General features: G+C 41.6%; 14 protein-coding genes. 4 read left to right on the forward strand and 10 right to left on the reverse strand.

All coding sequences use genetic code 11. The features are described 5' to 3' along the window. Positions 1-38 precede the first annotated feature (38 nt). Complete coding sequence (locus tag BSQ33_RS22130) at positions 39-1,337, reverse strand: methyl-accepting chemotaxis protein (protein WP_269768128.1); 1,299 nt, start codon at positions 1,335-1,337, stop codon at positions 39-41. Between the two features lie 561 nt (positions 1,338-1,898). On the opposite strand from BSQ33_RS22130, the gene BSQ33_RS16905 reads away from it, so the two are divergent. After that, on the forward strand, positions 1,899-2,672 hold the full coding sequence (locus BSQ33_RS16905) for an EAL domain-containing protein (RefSeq protein ID WP_088134735.1): 774 nt from the start codon (positions 1,899-1,901) through the stop codon (positions 2,670-2,672). 74 nt (positions 2,673-2,746) lie between these two features. On the opposite strand, the gene BSQ33_RS16910 is transcribed toward BSQ33_RS16905, so the two are convergent. After that, a complete protein-coding gene (locus BSQ33_RS16910; protein ID WP_021018737.1) occupies positions 2,747-3,187 on the reverse strand; it encodes a DUF3069 domain-containing protein in 441 nt (146 codons plus the stop codon). Positions 3,188-3,446: 259 nt separating this feature from the next. Between BSQ33_RS16910 and BSQ33_RS16915 the strand changes: the two genes are divergently transcribed. Continuing rightward, entirely contained in the window at positions 3,447-3,770 is a 324-nt protein-coding gene (locus tag BSQ33_RS16915) for a hypothetical protein (RefSeq protein WP_088134736.1), read from the forward strand. Between the two features lie 121 nt (positions 3,771-3,891). On the opposite strand, the gene BSQ33_RS16920 is transcribed toward BSQ33_RS16915, so the two are convergent. The 3 genes from BSQ33_RS16920 to BSQ33_RS16930 all read right to left on the reverse strand — a co-directional run bounded on the left by BSQ33_RS16920 (position 3,892) and on the right by BSQ33_RS16930 (position 5,814). Continuing rightward, entirely contained in the window at positions 3,892-4,365 is a 474-nt protein-coding gene (locus tag BSQ33_RS16920; RefSeq protein WP_141650655.1) for a hypothetical protein, read from the reverse strand. A 34-nt stretch (positions 4,366-4,399) separates the two neighbouring features. Next, positions 4,400-4,816 (reverse strand): hypothetical protein, encoded by a 417-nt coding sequence (locus BSQ33_RS16925; RefSeq protein WP_021018741.1) that lies wholly within the window; start codon positions 4,814-4,816, stop codon positions 4,400-4,402. Between the two features lie 218 nt (positions 4,817-5,034). Continuing rightward, on the reverse strand, positions 5,035-5,814 hold the full coding sequence (locus BSQ33_RS16930; protein ID WP_088134737.1) for a helix-turn-helix transcriptional regulator: 780 nt from the start codon (positions 5,812-5,814) through the stop codon (positions 5,035-5,037). Between the two features lie 540 nt (positions 5,815-6,354). Here BSQ33_RS16930 and BSQ33_RS16935 point away from each other — a divergent pair. Continuing rightward, positions 6,355-8,040, forward strand: a complete 1,686-nt coding sequence (locus tag BSQ33_RS16935; protein ID WP_021018743.1) for an alkaline phosphatase D family protein — start codon at positions 6,355-6,357, stop codon at positions 8,038-8,040. An 89-nt stretch (positions 8,041-8,129) separates the two neighbouring features. Here BSQ33_RS16935 and BSQ33_RS16940 read toward each other — a convergent pair whose 3' ends face one another. The 3 genes from BSQ33_RS16940 to BSQ33_RS16955 all read right to left on the reverse strand — a co-directional run bounded on the left by BSQ33_RS16940 (position 8,130) and on the right by BSQ33_RS16955 (position 12,593). Then, positions 8,130-9,122, reverse strand: a complete 993-nt coding sequence (locus BSQ33_RS16940) for an arabinan endo-1,5-alpha-L-arabinosidase (protein WP_088134739.1) — start codon at positions 9,120-9,122, stop codon at positions 8,130-8,132. A 173-nt stretch (positions 9,123-9,295) separates the two neighbouring features. Beyond that, positions 9,296-10,429 carry an acyltransferase family protein gene (locus BSQ33_RS16945; RefSeq protein ID WP_088134740.1) on the reverse strand — a complete coding sequence of 378 codons (1,134 nt, stop codon included), beginning with the start codon at positions 10,427-10,429 and terminating at the stop codon, positions 9,296-9,298. 625 nt (positions 10,430-11,054) lie between these two features. Then, entirely contained in the window at positions 11,055-12,593 is a 1,539-nt protein-coding gene (locus tag BSQ33_RS16955; protein ID WP_021018747.1) for a bifunctional GNAT family N-acetyltransferase/carbon-nitrogen hydrolase family protein, read from the reverse strand. Positions 12,594-13,108: 515 nt separating this feature from the next. On the opposite strand from BSQ33_RS16955, the gene BSQ33_RS16960 reads away from it, so the two are divergent. Beyond that, positions 13,109-13,456, forward strand: a complete 348-nt coding sequence (locus BSQ33_RS16960) for a hypothetical protein (RefSeq protein ID WP_232472017.1) — start codon at positions 13,109-13,111, stop codon at positions 13,454-13,456. Positions 13,457-13,618: 162 nt separating this feature from the next. Here the strand turns inward: BSQ33_RS16960 and dbpA are convergent, their stop codons facing one another. Together dbpA and BSQ33_RS16970 are read right to left on the reverse strand one after the other, a co-directional pair. Then, on the reverse strand, positions 13,619-15,004 hold the full coding sequence (gene dbpA / locus BSQ33_RS16965; RefSeq protein ID WP_021018749.1) for an ATP-dependent RNA helicase DbpA: 1,386 nt from the start codon (positions 15,002-15,004) through the stop codon (positions 13,619-13,621). 89 nt (positions 15,005-15,093) lie between these two features. Then, on the reverse strand, positions 15,094-16,284 hold the full coding sequence (locus tag BSQ33_RS16970) for a DEAD/DEAH box helicase (protein WP_088134742.1): 1,191 nt from the start codon (positions 16,282-16,284) through the stop codon (positions 15,094-15,096). Positions 16,285-16,394 lie beyond the last annotated feature (110 nt).

A 16,394-nucleotide genomic window follows, 5' to 3' on the forward strand; every position in this document is an offset into this window, starting at 1 on the left:
GGTGACTGTGGACTCGGTAGTCGGGAGATTCGGCTGATTTAAAGGTTTTCGTTTAACTCACTGACCGAGCGAGAAATATTTTCTGCACCCAGATAGATTTCATCAATCACGGTTGCGACTTGGGATATTTTATCCATACCTTCATCGGCAATCTCATTGACTTCAGACATCGCAGAAGCTGCCGAAAGCATTAGTTGATGAGTCTCACTGACGACTTTGGCGATTTCTTCCGTGGATTGAGCGGTCCGAGACGCAAGTTTACGTACTTCATCAGCAACCACTGCAAATCCTCGCCCCTGTTCACCGGCACGAGCTGCCTCGATTGCAGCATTCAATGCAAGAAGGTTGGTTTGTTCCGCAATCCCTCGGATGGTATCAACAATTTCTTCGATACTTTTGGATTTATCATTCAGTGATTGAATTTTTTCTGAAGTTTCCTGAACCTGACTCGTGATCTTTTTAGAGACTGCGACAGCTTCATCCAGTTGATCCGCACCTTGTTTTGCGATTTGGGATGTTTCCACAGCGGTACTGAAAGCTAACTCGGTAGACTCGGCAATTGCAATATTACGTTTTTCTTGCTGAGTAATATCAGATGCAAACTTGATGACTTTGGTTACTTTACCATTCGCATCAATAATCGGATTGTATGTCGCTTCCAACCAGATCTGCTCTCCATGACGTGAAATCCGAAGAAACTTCCCCGATTTAAACTGGCCTTTCCCCAATTCTTGCCAGAAGTTCGGATTATTACGGGTAAAAGCTTCGTCACAGAATATCCGGTGATGCTTACCTTTCAGTTGTTCTTGGGTATAGCCCATCGTCTGCATAAAATTTTGATTCGCACTAATAATCTGTCCGTCAGGCTCAAACTCAATAATTGCCAGTGAGCGGTTTAAAGCCTCGAGAATACTTTCTCTGGATTGATTTTTCTCATACTTATCCGTGACATCGTTGGCGATTTTCATAATCCGCACCACTTTATTGTCAATGGTGATCGGAAAGTAAGTTGCCTCGAGCCAGATATTCTGCCCACTCTTACTCTTTCGTTTGAATGTGCCTTGTTGGGACTGACCGGCTGCCAGCTCTTTCCAGAACTGCGCATATTCTTGGCTATGAAGATCGTCATCGAAACAGAGCATGGAATGATGTTTGCCAAGGACTTCTTCTCGTTCATAGCCTAAGGTATTCAGGAAAATGTCATTGATATTTATCAGTTTGCCATCAATGTCGAATTCAACGACGGCAACATGTTTCTCAATGGATGCAGTCGTACCTTGTAATGTATTTAATTGTTGTTGTGTTTTTTGTAAATCAGATTTTAGTTGTCGGCTCATAAACATGAGAAAAATCCTTAATAATCATGGATTAACAATCAAAAAAATAAATCAGTTACTCAATAGGAGCACTGATATAAATAATTATAGAAGGTTATGAATGGAAGTATGCTGATAAATAAAAAATTATGTATTCAATGTGAAATAAATATCATTTTATTGCATCTAGGATGCATATGTCATCCCAACACAAGCTCTTGAAAATTATGATATAGATGGCAAGATAACAGGATAGAAGGCGGTTTGGAATCGTTATTTTTTGAATAATATCAAAAATATAGATTAGCTGTTCGCATCCGAATCAATCATCCTTTATATTTGAGGACTAGGAATGGGTTTTAATTTTATCACTAATGATATATTGCTTCATCAATATACTGACGATTAGGCAACATTCAAATCACATTCTCATGAAACAAGCAAACTGATTGATCATAAAATATATGCATATGTCATGATTATCAAATAGTTAATGAGTTGGTATAAACAAAGAGACTTGTGTAAGCGATAAGAGCAGGTTAGGGTTAGAATGAGAATATTTTTTGACGCAGGCGATAATTGATGAAAACAAAGCCCTCAGAGCATCTGCTGCATTGCTGTTCATCTCATCGTGAAGAACAAGGTATGGGACACTTTTTAACAGCATTTCAACCGATTGTGGATTGTCAGGAAAATGTAATAGTTGGTTATGAAGCACTAGTACGGGGTCAGAATGATGAAGATGCCGATACTGTCATTGCTTCAGTAAAAAAAGACAGTCGTTACGCATTCGATCAGATGTGCCGGGTCAGGGCGATCGAAAATGCATCACGGCTTGGCTTGGATCTGCTCTTGAGTATTAATTTTCTACCGAATGCAATCTTACATCCTGAACAATGTCTACAAGCAACACTGGAAGTTGCAGAGCGCTTTAAATTTCCGACCGAGAATATCATTTTTGAGTTTACCGAAGTTGAGGCGATTGAAGATATTACCGGGATGCTTGAAATTATCCGAACATATCAGAATTTGGGTTTTAAAACGGCGATTGATGATTTTGGCTCTGGATACTCAGGACTCGGATTACTTGCTGATCTGCAAACAGACATCGTCAAGTTAGATATGTCTCTGATTCGGCATATCCACCAAGATCCGGTTCGTCAGTGTATTTTGAAGCATTCGCTGAATATGATGAATGAGCTGAGCATTGATGTCATCGCGGAAGGGATTGAATCGAAAGAAGAAATGCTTTGGTTGAAGCGTGCTGGTGTCCGATTTATGCAAGGTTTTTATTTTGCTGAGCCCGAAATCAATCGGCTCCCGTTAGTTGATTCTCAGGTTTTTGTGTGTGAATAAAAACTGCTCCGAAATACGGCAGGGCAAATTGTCCCATGACCTGCCGTTTGACCGAAGTCGCTTTAATCGATGGTTTAATTCGATTGGAATACTTCGATAAATTCACGTTTTAAAATCGGATCTCGACGCGCTTTCTTCAGTTGTTTTACCATATCTTTCACACAGTTGAATAACACTTGATCCAGCATTTGTGCCCGATAATCTTCTTTGGCTTGATCATCCATCGAAGCCGGTAAATCCATCCCTGCAATTCCTTCCATCGTTTCGATACCGGCAAAAGCCTGACTGACCGATATCAGCGCATGAAATTGTTCAAAATTATCTAAAATATTTTGCGCACTCGCTGGCAGGCTATTCCATGCCTCTCTGACAGTTTCTTCCGAGACTTCATGGATCGAAGCAATCATGGTAAACATTTCCTGAGGAACATCATCAAATAAAATGACCTGACGCAGTTCAGGAGAGAGTTCGTCAAGCTGAACCTGAGGTTCTGGGGATTGTGTCGTATCAGACATAAAAGGCACTCATCGGGTTAAAACCCCCATGCTAAAAGGAAGTTTTGGCTTGTCAATTCATTCTGTATGCAGAATGAGACAGTTGTCAGTATTCTGAGCAAATTGAAGAAACTATCGTCTTATTTTTGGGCAAGTATTCTTATGGGGACAGACATTTTGTTTGATATTTTAAATGTCTTATTATGCAATATTTTTGATATCATTGGTGATCGTTTTATTATCCATACACTTTATATTTAATAATAAGGACACATGTTATATGTATAAGAAAATCCTAATGGTTGCCTCTCTGTTTTTGAGTCTGTCTATAAATGCCGCCAATTACTCTCAAGATACCGGCACTGTGAGTAAAGTTTATGTCAGTCCTTCTGGCTCGATTGCCTTGTTATTAAATAACGGATATCCCAACGCTGTGAGTTCGGGCCAATGTGCCGGTAGCAACGGTTGGGCAGGAGTGACTAATGCCGATGGGGCATTTAAATCGGTTATTTTGGCAGCAAAAACATCAGGACAAAAACTTACAGTGACAATTAATGGGTGTGAAGGTGGATGGTTTAAAATACAGGATCTGTATTTGCAATAAATCTTAAAGTCTTACGGAAATAGACGCTTTAGGCGTTCGAGTATTACAACCTAAGCCATTCATTATACGATTATTAAATTAGTCGGAGAACAGCAGGCCCAGATATGAGCCTGCTGGACGATTAAGCATTACAGACGAGGAAGGGATCCCACCAGTAGTATTTTTTCGGTGCGCCACCGACGGAGATACCTAATTTAATCTGATAGGTACATTCTCCCTGAATCATCGCGGTACCGATCCATTGGTACGATGAAGTGTCGGGTTGTTTGGTCGGAAAGCCCCAAGTACCGAAGATGTCAGTTCCATTGGAAATCTCAAAGCCTTCTATTTCAACAGTGTCTCCCTGTCCACCTTCCTGATCAATCGGAAATGCATTGAATGCGATACCAAATCCGGCTGTGACAATAGAAGTCAATTCTAAGCCGCCTTCACCACGACTACCGCCTACAACATTGTTATCCATCATGTATACCCCCGTTCCTGCATAGGTCCCAGAGGTCTGGCTGTATATGTAGACCGTATCGACAGCCACATTAATCACTCGGGCTGGGATAACTGCTGTTACGAGGAAGGGGTGATTTAATTTTCTAGCCATAATAAAATTCTCCTGAGTTGTTCAGACAGATGACTTAAGCCGTAACCGGCACAATAGTGATTGGTAATGTCACGGTATTGGATTGTGAACCGTTGTTATAGCTAAAGACGATGTTAGAGTTCACATGGCCCGAGACGGTACCTTCTTCCAATTGACCGGTGAATATATTGGGCTTGCCAGCAACTGGTTTAGGCGGTTGTGCCCAGCCATGTTCAACACCGACACCTGCTATGGTGAAATCACCGCTATATTGTGGGTCAATCGGTACGACAGACCAGCAGACATTACTGCCGGTAATCACTTTTGTGGTAAGGTCTGCGGTCCCTTCCCCAGAGGAATCCTGACTTCTGTTGGAAACTGCATAACATCCCCGGGTTGAGTTCTGCTGTAAGCCGTTGACATCAACCCAGACTTGGACAAAAACAGTACATTGATTTGGTGTGATTGCCATATGTAACTTCTCCTTTTCCTGAAGGTAACCTAGCGATCATTGCTACTCTACTAATGAGATATTTATTGATTCAAAACAGTGAAATATGGCGTCTGTACAACTTTAAAGTCTGAGTTGTAGTGCAATTGATTTCATCATTTTGATGTCTCGTTGAGTGTAGTGGAGGGGGAGATACACTGGTATCGTTATAATTGATGATATTTTGGGTAAAATGATAATTACTTTGTATCTGGTGAGATATAGATGAGTTGCTGTAATTTATGTCGGTTACAAACCTCCGTTTTCTGGAATATATGCTTAATATGAGTACGTACTGTCGTAGATGAAATATTTAACTGGGATGATATATAGTCATCTGTTTCTCCGACAAGAACTAACCGAGCCACCTGAATTTCTCGTGGTGTCAGTTTGTAGTGATATTTCAGATGGTGGCATTGTTTATCGAGTATGATTTCCATTGGGGTGTCTGTCGGAGTCTGATAACGGCGCATATTTAACAGTGACTGTTTAAGATGAGGCATCAGTACATTGAGCATCATACTGGAAGCTGAATCGAAATCTGCTTTTCCTTTTTTACGCCAGATACGAAAATCACCAATGTGTTCGTCAAAATTATACAGGTGGAGATTGATCCCACGAAACAGACCGTCGACTAAGAGGAAATCGTTAAAAAATTCGGTTTTTGTCAGATCATTATGGGGGAGGATTTCGCTGACAGCAGTTGCTTGTTTTCTTTTAGCAAGAAGGGAAGTGATAGGATCTTTAAACTGATAGTAATGAATGTAGCGCTCGATATTTTGATCACTCATATTCATATAAACCCCCTTACCATAGTCTTGTCTGTCGGGTTGCCAACAAAATGATGCAAAGTAGTCTGCATCCAGTAAATCAATCAATGGTTCAGCGATATCGGCACGCATCTCCTGCTCATTATCATGTTCATTTATCTGATTAATTATTTTTAGTATCTTTTGATAATGTTTAGCTGTGATATTCATATTATCACCATGATTTATATAATATATGCAAATTAATGGATATATATGAGGTGCTCAGGCATCAGTTACTTGAGAGTATGTTGGGCTTCTGAGACTTAATTTATTATTTACTCATTAGCTAGTTAAGAGTAATTGATCGTATAAATACATCAAGATTAATATGTATTTGGTTTTATATTGTTGTGCGTGATTTAGGAGCGATTCCTGATAATGACTTGATATATAGATAATTTATCTAGAACGGGTAAAAGATTGTCCCCGTCTTGCTGTATCGGAGTTTTATTATGCAATTAGCACCATAATATATTGATCAGAACTGACGACCAGATAGCCATTCTATCGGGTGAGGTGGATAAGGTGAGTTGCACTAATCTTTTAGATTTTCTGATTACACAATCGTGTTCATATCTTCTATAATTGATGATTCTTCTATTAATATAAAATCACATAACAATATTCTGTATATCCCTGTTGGATGATATGACAAGTGGGATGCAACCAGCCTTGTATAGAAAAGGACAGTACAGAAAAGGAAATCATATGCCAACCTTACCTAACCCGGATAACTTCGAATCTCGTCAGAGTAAATTAGCCACTGCTGCAATGATCGGGCACGTTACATCAACATCGGCCAAAATATGGGTCAGAGTCTACCGCTCGGGTGAGTGGCGTCTGGTTCTGAGTTCGACCCGTCTTGATTTTGATCCGTTTTCACAAACATCCGTCAATCAGTCGATTCATCAAGGTTGCCACGTTTCCAGTGCAGATATTCAGCCAGAAACTGGTTTAACTGCGGTGTTTGAATTCGATAATCTCAACGCTGATACCACCTATTATTACTACTTGATTGCTGACGGCGAGCTGTTAAATAACATTGAGCGGAAAGTTGAATTGGGGAGTCATCATCAATATAAGTTCACGACAGATGCAGATGACTTACAAGATTTGGCTTTTGGATTCTATAGCTGTCATGACCCGTTTGGACACAAATCGTTTTCTGAAGGATTATGGCCGATCATGAATGATCATCTGGTACACAATGACGTGCGTTTTTGTATCGGTGGTGGCGATCAAGTGTATTGCGATACCCATGGTGAATCCAAACAGCCTCGTGACCCACAAGGCAAGCCCTATATTACTGATTTATGGGAATGGCTTAAAACATATAAAAATGCGTTATATCAGGAATATCTGCACCATCAGACGCTTGATGAACGAGGCGTCGTGACATATCTGAAAAAGCTTTATCGCTCTTATTATCGGACGTACTGGCATGTACCGGCAATGCTGGCGATTTTTCGACAATATCCGCAATATATGATCTGGGATGATCACGAAATCATGGATGGTTGGGGGTCACTGACGAAAGAGCAGCGGATTAAGAAACTCAATCACCTGTTTCAGGACGATGAAGATGAAATCAATGCAACCATAGCCAGACTTGCTTTTCAGGCTGCGGCCGAAGTGTACCAGGAGTACCAGCATAGTCACAATCCGACGACCCATCATGCGGATCAGGTCGAACAAGATCTCACGCAGTGTCAGTGGGATTATTCGTTTATCAAGGGGGAGGTTGGTTTCTATGTCCTTGATATGCGAGGTCACCATGATATTGAAAATGCAGAGGGCGAGCGTTTACTTGGGCAGGCGCAGATGGAGCGTTTCCGCCAATGGTTACAAGAGCCGACAACACAGGCACTCAAAGCTGTTTTTGTCATTTCTCCGGTCCCTGTTGTTCATTGGAACGATGATGCGTTAGAAAATATGTCTTTTGTGGTTGATTTATTTGGTGGTGGTGATGATGTCAGAGATGAGTGGGGACATAAAAGCAATGTGAAAGAGCGAGATCGGTTACTTGATTTGCTGGGAGAGTATTCTTCAGCAACCCAAGTGCCGGTGACCGTCTTGAGTGGTGATGTACATAGCTGTAGTGCATACAAAATTCGATTGGGTCAGTACCCGGAAGCCAACTTAACTCATGTGACTTCCAGTGCTGTGTCCAGAAAGCCGGCGCCGAGTGTATCTAATCATTTGATTGCTGAATCTGGCCCGTTATACCTGCATAATGACGGACGTTGTGAAAAATTATTTGGTTTGACGGGCGAAAATAACTTTTTAATGGTTCGGGTCAATGCCAAAACAGTACCGACAAAAGTGTCTGTTGCGATTTATCATGGCACGCCGAATGACGAGTCCCTCAATCAGTTTATTGTTCATGTGCAATAACCATTAAAGATTGCCGGGGTTCCTAGAGACATCAATAAAATGGGGACAGACGAAAATGTCTGTCCCCATTTTGTTTTGGCTACGCTGTATTAATTGATCAGTTCTGTTGTATTGGTATTGAGCTCGTCAGGGTTGACGACTGGCCAGCCGTTCTCCCAGTTAACTTTCAGAATGCGCAGCTTTTGTACGCCATCATCTGCGGTCTCATAAGCATGAAGTACCATGTAATCTTGATGATTAAATGTATAGATAGAGTTGTGACCAAGCGCAGCCCAGTCCTGATTGCCTTTGATGACCAGTGAGCCGCCACCATTTCGCATTGAAATTCCATGCTTATCGTAATAGGGGCCTTGGACATTCTGGCTTCGTCCGACCATCACCTTGTAGGTACTGTTCACACCGCGACAACAAAAATCAAATGAAACAAATAAATAGTAGTAACCCTCTTTTTTAAAAATAAAGGGGGCTTCAACCGGGTTCTCGGTGACTTCCGGACGGGCTGCGATATCAAACCATTCTTGCGGCTGCGCGAGAGTTTTCATATCTGAATTCAGCTTGACCAGTTTCAGGCCACTCCAGAATGAACCGAAACTCATCCAAGGATTGCCATTGTCATCTTCGACGATAGCCGGGTCGATAGCATTCCAATTATCGCGATCCGGAACCGATTGGATCACGATACCCTGATCTTGCCAGTGATAATCTGGTGAATCTGGATTGAGTGTGGTGTTGACAGTGACACCAATAGCGGAGGTGTTTTTACCGAATGCTGAGACCGAATAATACAGATAGAATTTGCCATTTTTCTTGTAGATCTCGGGTGCCCAGAGATGACCATTAAATTCCGGGGCGACTGATCTTGCCCATGTGGGCTCGCTGCTGAAAACGCGATCAGCATACTGCCAGTGAATTTTATCTTTGGATGAGTACATGGTGATACCCGGGCCGGTACTGAATACATAGTAGATGCCGTTTTCGCGTGCCATCACTGGGTCATGTACTTCGACTTGTGCAGCGTATGTATTTGACAGTATGCCTAAGCTAAGTAGTAGGAATATAGCAACCTGTATGATTTTTCTCATGATGGTCCTTTTAAGTCAGTCATTGGAATATCAATATTATATGAATTTAATTTTATATTCATTGAGACTCATCTAGTTATAAGACTTACAAGGACAGGCACTTTTAGATGTGTCCGTAAAATCTGGGTAGAACCCGTCTCTCCTAGCATGTTAGCTTTGAACGAAATCATACTCTATGTTCTGTTTTCTTCTAAACTTATATGAGCCTTATTCTTGTTCAATTTTTGTCCTTTAAGCTCTATATATTTATGAGTTAAGCTTGAAATATATATAGTTATAACAATAAAAAATAGAATTATGACATTATTCAATACACCTCCTCCGATATCTAAATACCTATCACCATTGATTACTGATACCAATTTATAACCACTTATTTTTTGAATTAAAATGAGTGATGACGAAAAAATGGTCAGTATTGCAGCATGTGTCATATAGATTGAATATGATAGTTTGCCCATATATTGAAAGGGTTTTGTTTTAAGAATCTTTGAACAACAACCCGATTCAAAGGTAAAAAATAAAACTGTCAAAAAGAATATAAATGGCGCTAATATTTGTTGATGTTCTATCGTAGATTGAACAATCAATATGACAGATATAATTAAGGCTATTTCAATAACACTTCCTGCGCTAAAAGAAAAATTTAAGTGAGATATTTTTTTATATATAGTATAAGTGAAAGCACCTCCGAAAAAACAAGCCCCCCCCATTAATACTTGAGGTGTCAATATATCAGAACCAAAAATAATAAGGAAAAATGCTATTGATGAAATACAAAACCAAGATATGACTCTATTTGATTGAAAGATAGCTATCGATAGAAAAAGCAAAGCATACAGATAAAACTCTATACTAATGCTCCAGGATGGGCCATTAAAAGATATAGGGCTTGTAAATGGAGTCCAGGATTGTAGTAATAATAAGTTCGGTAAGATTTCGCTAATAGCATTTCTTCCCGTAAAAGGTTCAACGACACCAGTACTCGATGATATACTTGTAAACTTAAAGGCTAAAAACATAACAACTTGTAGTAAAAAGAATACAAGAAACATAAAAAAATGTAGCGGGTAAATCCTAAAAAATCTTGCTTTCATAAATCTGTTGAAGTTTAAATTATCTTTAAATCCGTATCCGTGAGTTAACACAAAGCCACTTAATACAAAGAAAAACTCGACAAAAATCGAACTCCCTCTAAAAAAATCAAGCTCCGTTATTGATTCAACCAGGTGCATATGGTAGACCACAACAGATAAAGCACACAGACCTCTAAAAGCGTCTAACGCTTCAAACCTTTTTTTAACCATTGATAACTTATCCTAACTCAAATAATTCTGTGGGAATTATACAGATAAGACAAGACAACTGAAGCTTCATAGATACAGAAGCTCGACTTTATTCCTGTTTATCTTGCATAGCATGGTGGAGCAGTTACGGGGGAATAGAAGGGGGCTGGGTTCGTAAAACTTACGAGATACTCGCTAAACAGTATGGGGTTGACTGGCAAGGCCGCCGCTACGATTCCCAGAATTGTCAAAAAAGAGATATCACCAATCAATGTATTAGTGTGGCAGCGGCTTGTCTATATGGTGTGACTGAAGCTGCTATTTTGGTGCGGGCTATACTCCAGATATTGGTTTTATGCATATCGGCAAATCTTTATCGTTTGTCTATGATACTGTTGACATTATTAAATTTGATATGGCTGTTCCGGTGGCCTTCAAAGTAGCGTCGTGTCGACCCATAGAGACGGATAGAAAAGTACAGCAGGAATGCCGAGAAGCCTTTCGTAAAAATCAGACACTCAAGAAGTTAATGCCTTTGATTGAGGATGCTCTGGCTGCTGGAGACATTGAACGGCTATAGAAAATTAATAAGGACAGGCACTTTAAGCAGGTAAGAGAAAGGAGGGTTGCCCCTCCTTTTTTCTGATTATCTGCCTGATTTCGGTTGTGTAAAGCCACCATAAACATCGAGACGGCGGTGACGTAAGTTCGTCACGGATCCTTCGGTATTCAGCTGTTTTAATTTATCGAGATCAACATCGGCAAAGATGATCATCTCGGTGTTCGGACTTGCTTCGGCGATGGTTGCATCGTGTGGGAAGAAAATATCGGACGGTGAGAAGACCGCAGACTGTGCGTATTGAATATCGACATTGTCCACTCGTGGTAAGTTACCAACACTGCCACCAATTGCAACATAACATTCGTTTTCAATAGCTCTTGATTGCGAACAGAGACGGACGCGTTGATAGCCATTTTTGGTGTCGGTCCAAAACGGTACAAACATGATTTGTACATCTTTTTCTGCCATCATTCGTCCAAGCTCAGGGAACTCACTATCGTAACAGATAAGGATGCCAACACGTCCCGCATCGGTTTCGAATACGCCAATTTCATTCCCACCGTCGATGACCCAGTCGCGTTGTTCGTGTGGGGTGATATGGATCTTCAACTGTTCATCAATCATGCCATCACGGTGAAGCAGATAAGAGACATTGTACAACTTGCCATCTCGTTCCTCAGGCATGCTCCCGGCGATAATATTAATGTTGTATGTGATGGCAAACTCAGAAAAGCGTTGTTTAATCGCTTCACTAAAGGAAGCAAGATAGCGAATTGCTTCGACCGAAGTTTGATCTTGCTGAAGACCCATGAGCGGTGCATTGAAAAACTCAGGAAAGAGCGCAAAGTCGGCTTTATAGTTCGATAATGAGCTAATAAAGAACTCAGATTGCTCAAGTAAATCTTCCAGACTTGTGACTTGACGCATTTGCCATTGAACGATGCCAATACGAACTAGCGTTTTATCAAGTTCATGGATGGATGATTGGTCTTCTTCATAAAAGAAGTTATCCCATTCAAGAAGCGTTGCGTAGCCCTGAGACTTATCATCTTCTGGCAGATAGTGACGCATAATCCGTTTGACATCAAAGTCATTGGCAAGCTGGAAAGAGAGGATTGGGTCATGAATCGTTTTACGTTTAACCTGCTCAATGTATTCAGCGACTTTCAGTTCATCAGACAGTTTGTGATAGCCCGTGATCCGGCCACCAGTCAGAATGGCTTTCAGATTTTCACTTTGACACAGTTCTTTGCGCGCATGATATAAACGGCGGCCTAAACGCATGCCGCGATAGTCAGGGTGAACGAACACATCGAGCCCATACATCGCATCACCATGTGGGTTATGCTGAATGACATTTTTTTCGTCAACAATGTCGGTGTAAACATGGGGCAGTGAGTAACGGTTGTAATCAACTTTGATTGTGAGTGCTGCGGCAACGATTTTTCCGTTGTCTTCAATACAAATCTGTCCATCTGGAAATTGGTGAATCAGATCCATAATGGTCATTTTTGGCCATGCCCCACCTACATCCGGAAAGACGAGATCCATGAGCTCGGCGAGCTCATCGTAGTCGCTCTTTTCAATCACACGCAATGTCAGTCGTGGGTTGGACGTTTTCATAAGTACCTCTGGATTCTTTTTATTTGATTATAAACTGGGTTTGCCTAACGTAATGCTATGGTGGAAAGTTGGTCTCAGTGTACCATATTTAACCAAGTAAAATAGTCGGGTATTGGTTAGGCTTTTGTTATCAATTACTTTACTCATAAAGCGCCTGTTGTGTCCAACAAAGTTATGCAGCACCAAGTTGTGAGGAAAAATTATGAGGACAGACTCTCTGGCGAATTCTTCGGGGAACTCATAACGGTGATGGGAAACTGTTGGAACAGCGAGGCTGCTTCTTTGTTCAATTAAAACGACATATTGAATGATTGTAAGGATGGTTGTTATGAATAGCAGTGTTTTAGTTTGTCTTCAGAATCATGATAAAAATACACTTAATTGTTTAATCTAAATATTAGACTTATTGAAACATTTTACTAGACTGATACAATTTCAGATTCTCATGATGACTGACATTAATTTATTTCAGTTTTAGGTGTTATCATTATTTTTAATATTAATTAGGAACATTAATGAAAAGTTTTTTTCGAATTTTAATTGTGATGGGAATTGCTCTGAGTAGTGTGGTTCAAGCTGCAGAATATCCGGGAACATTCAAAATTAGTGCTATTTTTATGTCGGGACCGACGAATTTTCACTTTCGGGTGATTTCAAATAATCCTAATGCATGGCATTGTCAGAATGGCCCCAAAAATCCATCTTGGTCATATATCAATGAAAACGATCCGGGGAGTAAAGGGATGATGTCGGCATTAATGGCAGCATATATCGCGAAGAAAACCGTAAAAGTGGTGACCCAAGGGGTTGATACACCCGCGGGACATATGTGTCATATTATTGAGTTTCAAATTTCTGAATGATCTAAATTGCTAATTTCTGTACCCGTGTTTATTAGATCATCAGTATCTTCATATCCCGGTATAAATCTAATACCGGGATATTTGTATTATGGCAAGGAGTAATAATTTTTTCGGAATCAATTTATCAGGTAAATACGACCTCAATTTTTTGGTGATATTGACTTACTTGATGATTCTTGCTCTGAAAGAACGCCCTTTAATTTTGCCATTTTCTAATTTCTTTACTGCTTTTTTGCCGACACTTTTGTGTATAGCCACATAGGCTCGCATATCAAAGAGATTAATTTTTCCGACTTGTTTCCCGTCAATACCTTGCTGACCAGTGAGGGCGCCGAGAATATCACCGGCACGGACTTTTTGTTTCTTACCACCGGAAATCTCAATGGTAACCATCTGAGGTTGAAATGGTGTACGGCTAAGTACCTCGTCAGTCGGTAGTGCAACCGGATCAATCGGTGTATTCATGTATTCGTCGATCTGAGCAACCCGAATGCCTTCGTTGGCGCTGAATAAACTACATGCCATGCCTTTACTGCCCGCTCTGCCTGTTCGCCCGATTCGGTGAACATGGACTTCAGGATCACGTGACAGGCGGTAGTTGATGACCATGTCGAGTTGGTCAACATCCAGACCACGCGCGGCGACATCGGTTGCAATGAGAATCGATACACTTTTATTGGCAAACTGAACTAACGATTGGTTCCGTTCCCGCTGTTCCAGATCGCCATGTAAATCGATGACACTGAAGCCGTCGTGGTAGAGGGCATCGGCAACCTCTTGAACCTCACGTTTGGTATTACAGAAAATAACGGTTGATTCCGGTTGATGAGCAAGTAGCAGCTTTTTCAGGGCCTTTAAGCGCTCCTCATCTCCACCGACTTGATAGAACGCTTGATGAATAGAGGTATTATCATGGGTCGATTCGACTTTTATCCACTCTGGATTCTGCATGATCCGCTGCGCAATTGACTGAATTTGTGTCGGAAAGGTGGCACTGAACAGCAATGTTTGTCGTTGAGACGGCACGTGGTCAATAATCGCATCCAGCGCGTCTTGAAAGCCCATTTCTAGCATCCGGTCAGCTTCATCCAAGACCAAGGTATTTAATTCTGATAAGTCGATGCGACCTTTTTGTAAATGGTCAAGCATGCGTCCCGGAGTACCAACCAAAATATGCGCGCCATGAGCGAGAGAACCGATTTGTGGTCCCATCGGCATGCCACCGCAGAGTGTCAGCACTTTAATATTATGTACGGTTTTGGCCAGTGAACGGATCTCATTGGCGACTTGATCCGCTAATTCGCGAGTAGGGCACAGGACCAGTGACTGTACGCGAAAGCGTTTCACATTCAGGTTATGTAATAAGCTGAGGCCAAATGCTGCGGTTTTACCCGATCCGGTTTTACCCTGTCCGATAATATCTTTTCCCTGAAGCAGAAAAGGCAGACTCTGCGCTTGAATCGGCGTCATATGGGTATAGCCAAGGGTGTCAAGGCTCTGCAATAATTCCGGCGATAAAGGCAGAGAAGAAAAAGGTAACTGGCTCACAGGGCATTCCTCATATAAGTTGAAACTGGGTCACTGACGGTTAATCGCATGATCGGTTGAAACGTTGAATTGAATATCGGTTGCACTGTTTAAGCATCCGTCCGTTTATGTTTAGGCACATAGTTCAGAATGGAGATGGGAACCGGTTTTTTGGGTTCGAATCCGACAACGTCTCTACGCTCAATTAAGTGACCGAGACGGCTTTCAATCATGCACAAATTTTTAAAATTGTCTTTAGACACAAAAGAAATGGCTTCACCGGATGCATTGGCTCTCCCGGTCCGGCCGATGCGGTGAACATATTCATCCGCAGGAAAAGGCAGATCGTAGTTGATGACACGTTGCAGTGAATCAATATCGATGCCTCGTGCCGCCACACCAGTTGCCACCATATATTTGATTTGGCCGTTTTTAAAATCTTCCAGCAACTTGGCTCGGATGGCCTGGCTACGACCGCTATGAAAAGCTTCGGCTTGAATGCCTCGTTTTTCCAACTGAGCCACCAGTTTGGCGGCACCATGTTTGGTTTCAATAAAGATTAGTGCTTGATCCCATTGGTTCTCTTGAATCAGATGAGCCAGCAGCGCTGATTTTTTGTCTTTATCAACCGTGATTAGCCACTGTTCGATATTGGGCTTGGAAGCCTGATTTGCTGCGATGCTAATTTCGTGCGGATGATGGACTGCGGTCTTGGCGAGATCGCGGACTTTGTGGGATAACGTCGCAGAGAATAATAAGTGTTGAATATTTTCTGGTAACCGATCGAGAATTTTATTGAGGTCATCGATAAATCCCATATCCAGCATCCGGTCTGCTTCATCAAGGACTAACACTTCGACTTCTTCGAAGTACACTGCCCGTTGGTGATACAGGTCGAGGAGCCGTCCTGGTGTCGCTACCAATACATCAACGCCTTCAATGAGGTGCTGTTTCTGTGGCTTTTCATCAACACCGCCATAAACTGCAAGTGATGTCAGGGGGAGATACTTGCCATATTGCGTAATCTTCTCCGCAACCTGCATTGCCAGCTCACGAGTGGGTACTAAAATCAAAGCCCGAATACGTTTTTTACGCTGTGTTTGCCCTTGGGCGAGTTTGTTCAATATCGGGAGAACAAAGCCAGCTGTCTTACCGGTGCCGGTTTGGGCCGCAGCAATGAGGTCATTGTCCTGTAGAATCACAGGGATAGCCTGATTCTGAATCGTTGTCGGCTGATGATACCCAAGCTCACGAATCGCTTGAAGTAGGGGCGTGCTGAGTCCGAGTTTCTCGAATGACATAGTGACCTCTGGTGATTTTGGCGCGGCTGAATGAACAAAACGCGCGATTCTAGCACGAACTCGGCCTTGATGAGAGCTTTATCTATTCGGTGTGGTGAGAAAGAGAGTTG

The organism is Vibrio gazogenes (assembly GCF_002196515.1).
Lineage (GTDB): Bacteria > Pseudomonadota > Gammaproteobacteria > Enterobacterales > Vibrionaceae > Vibrio > Vibrio gazogenes_A.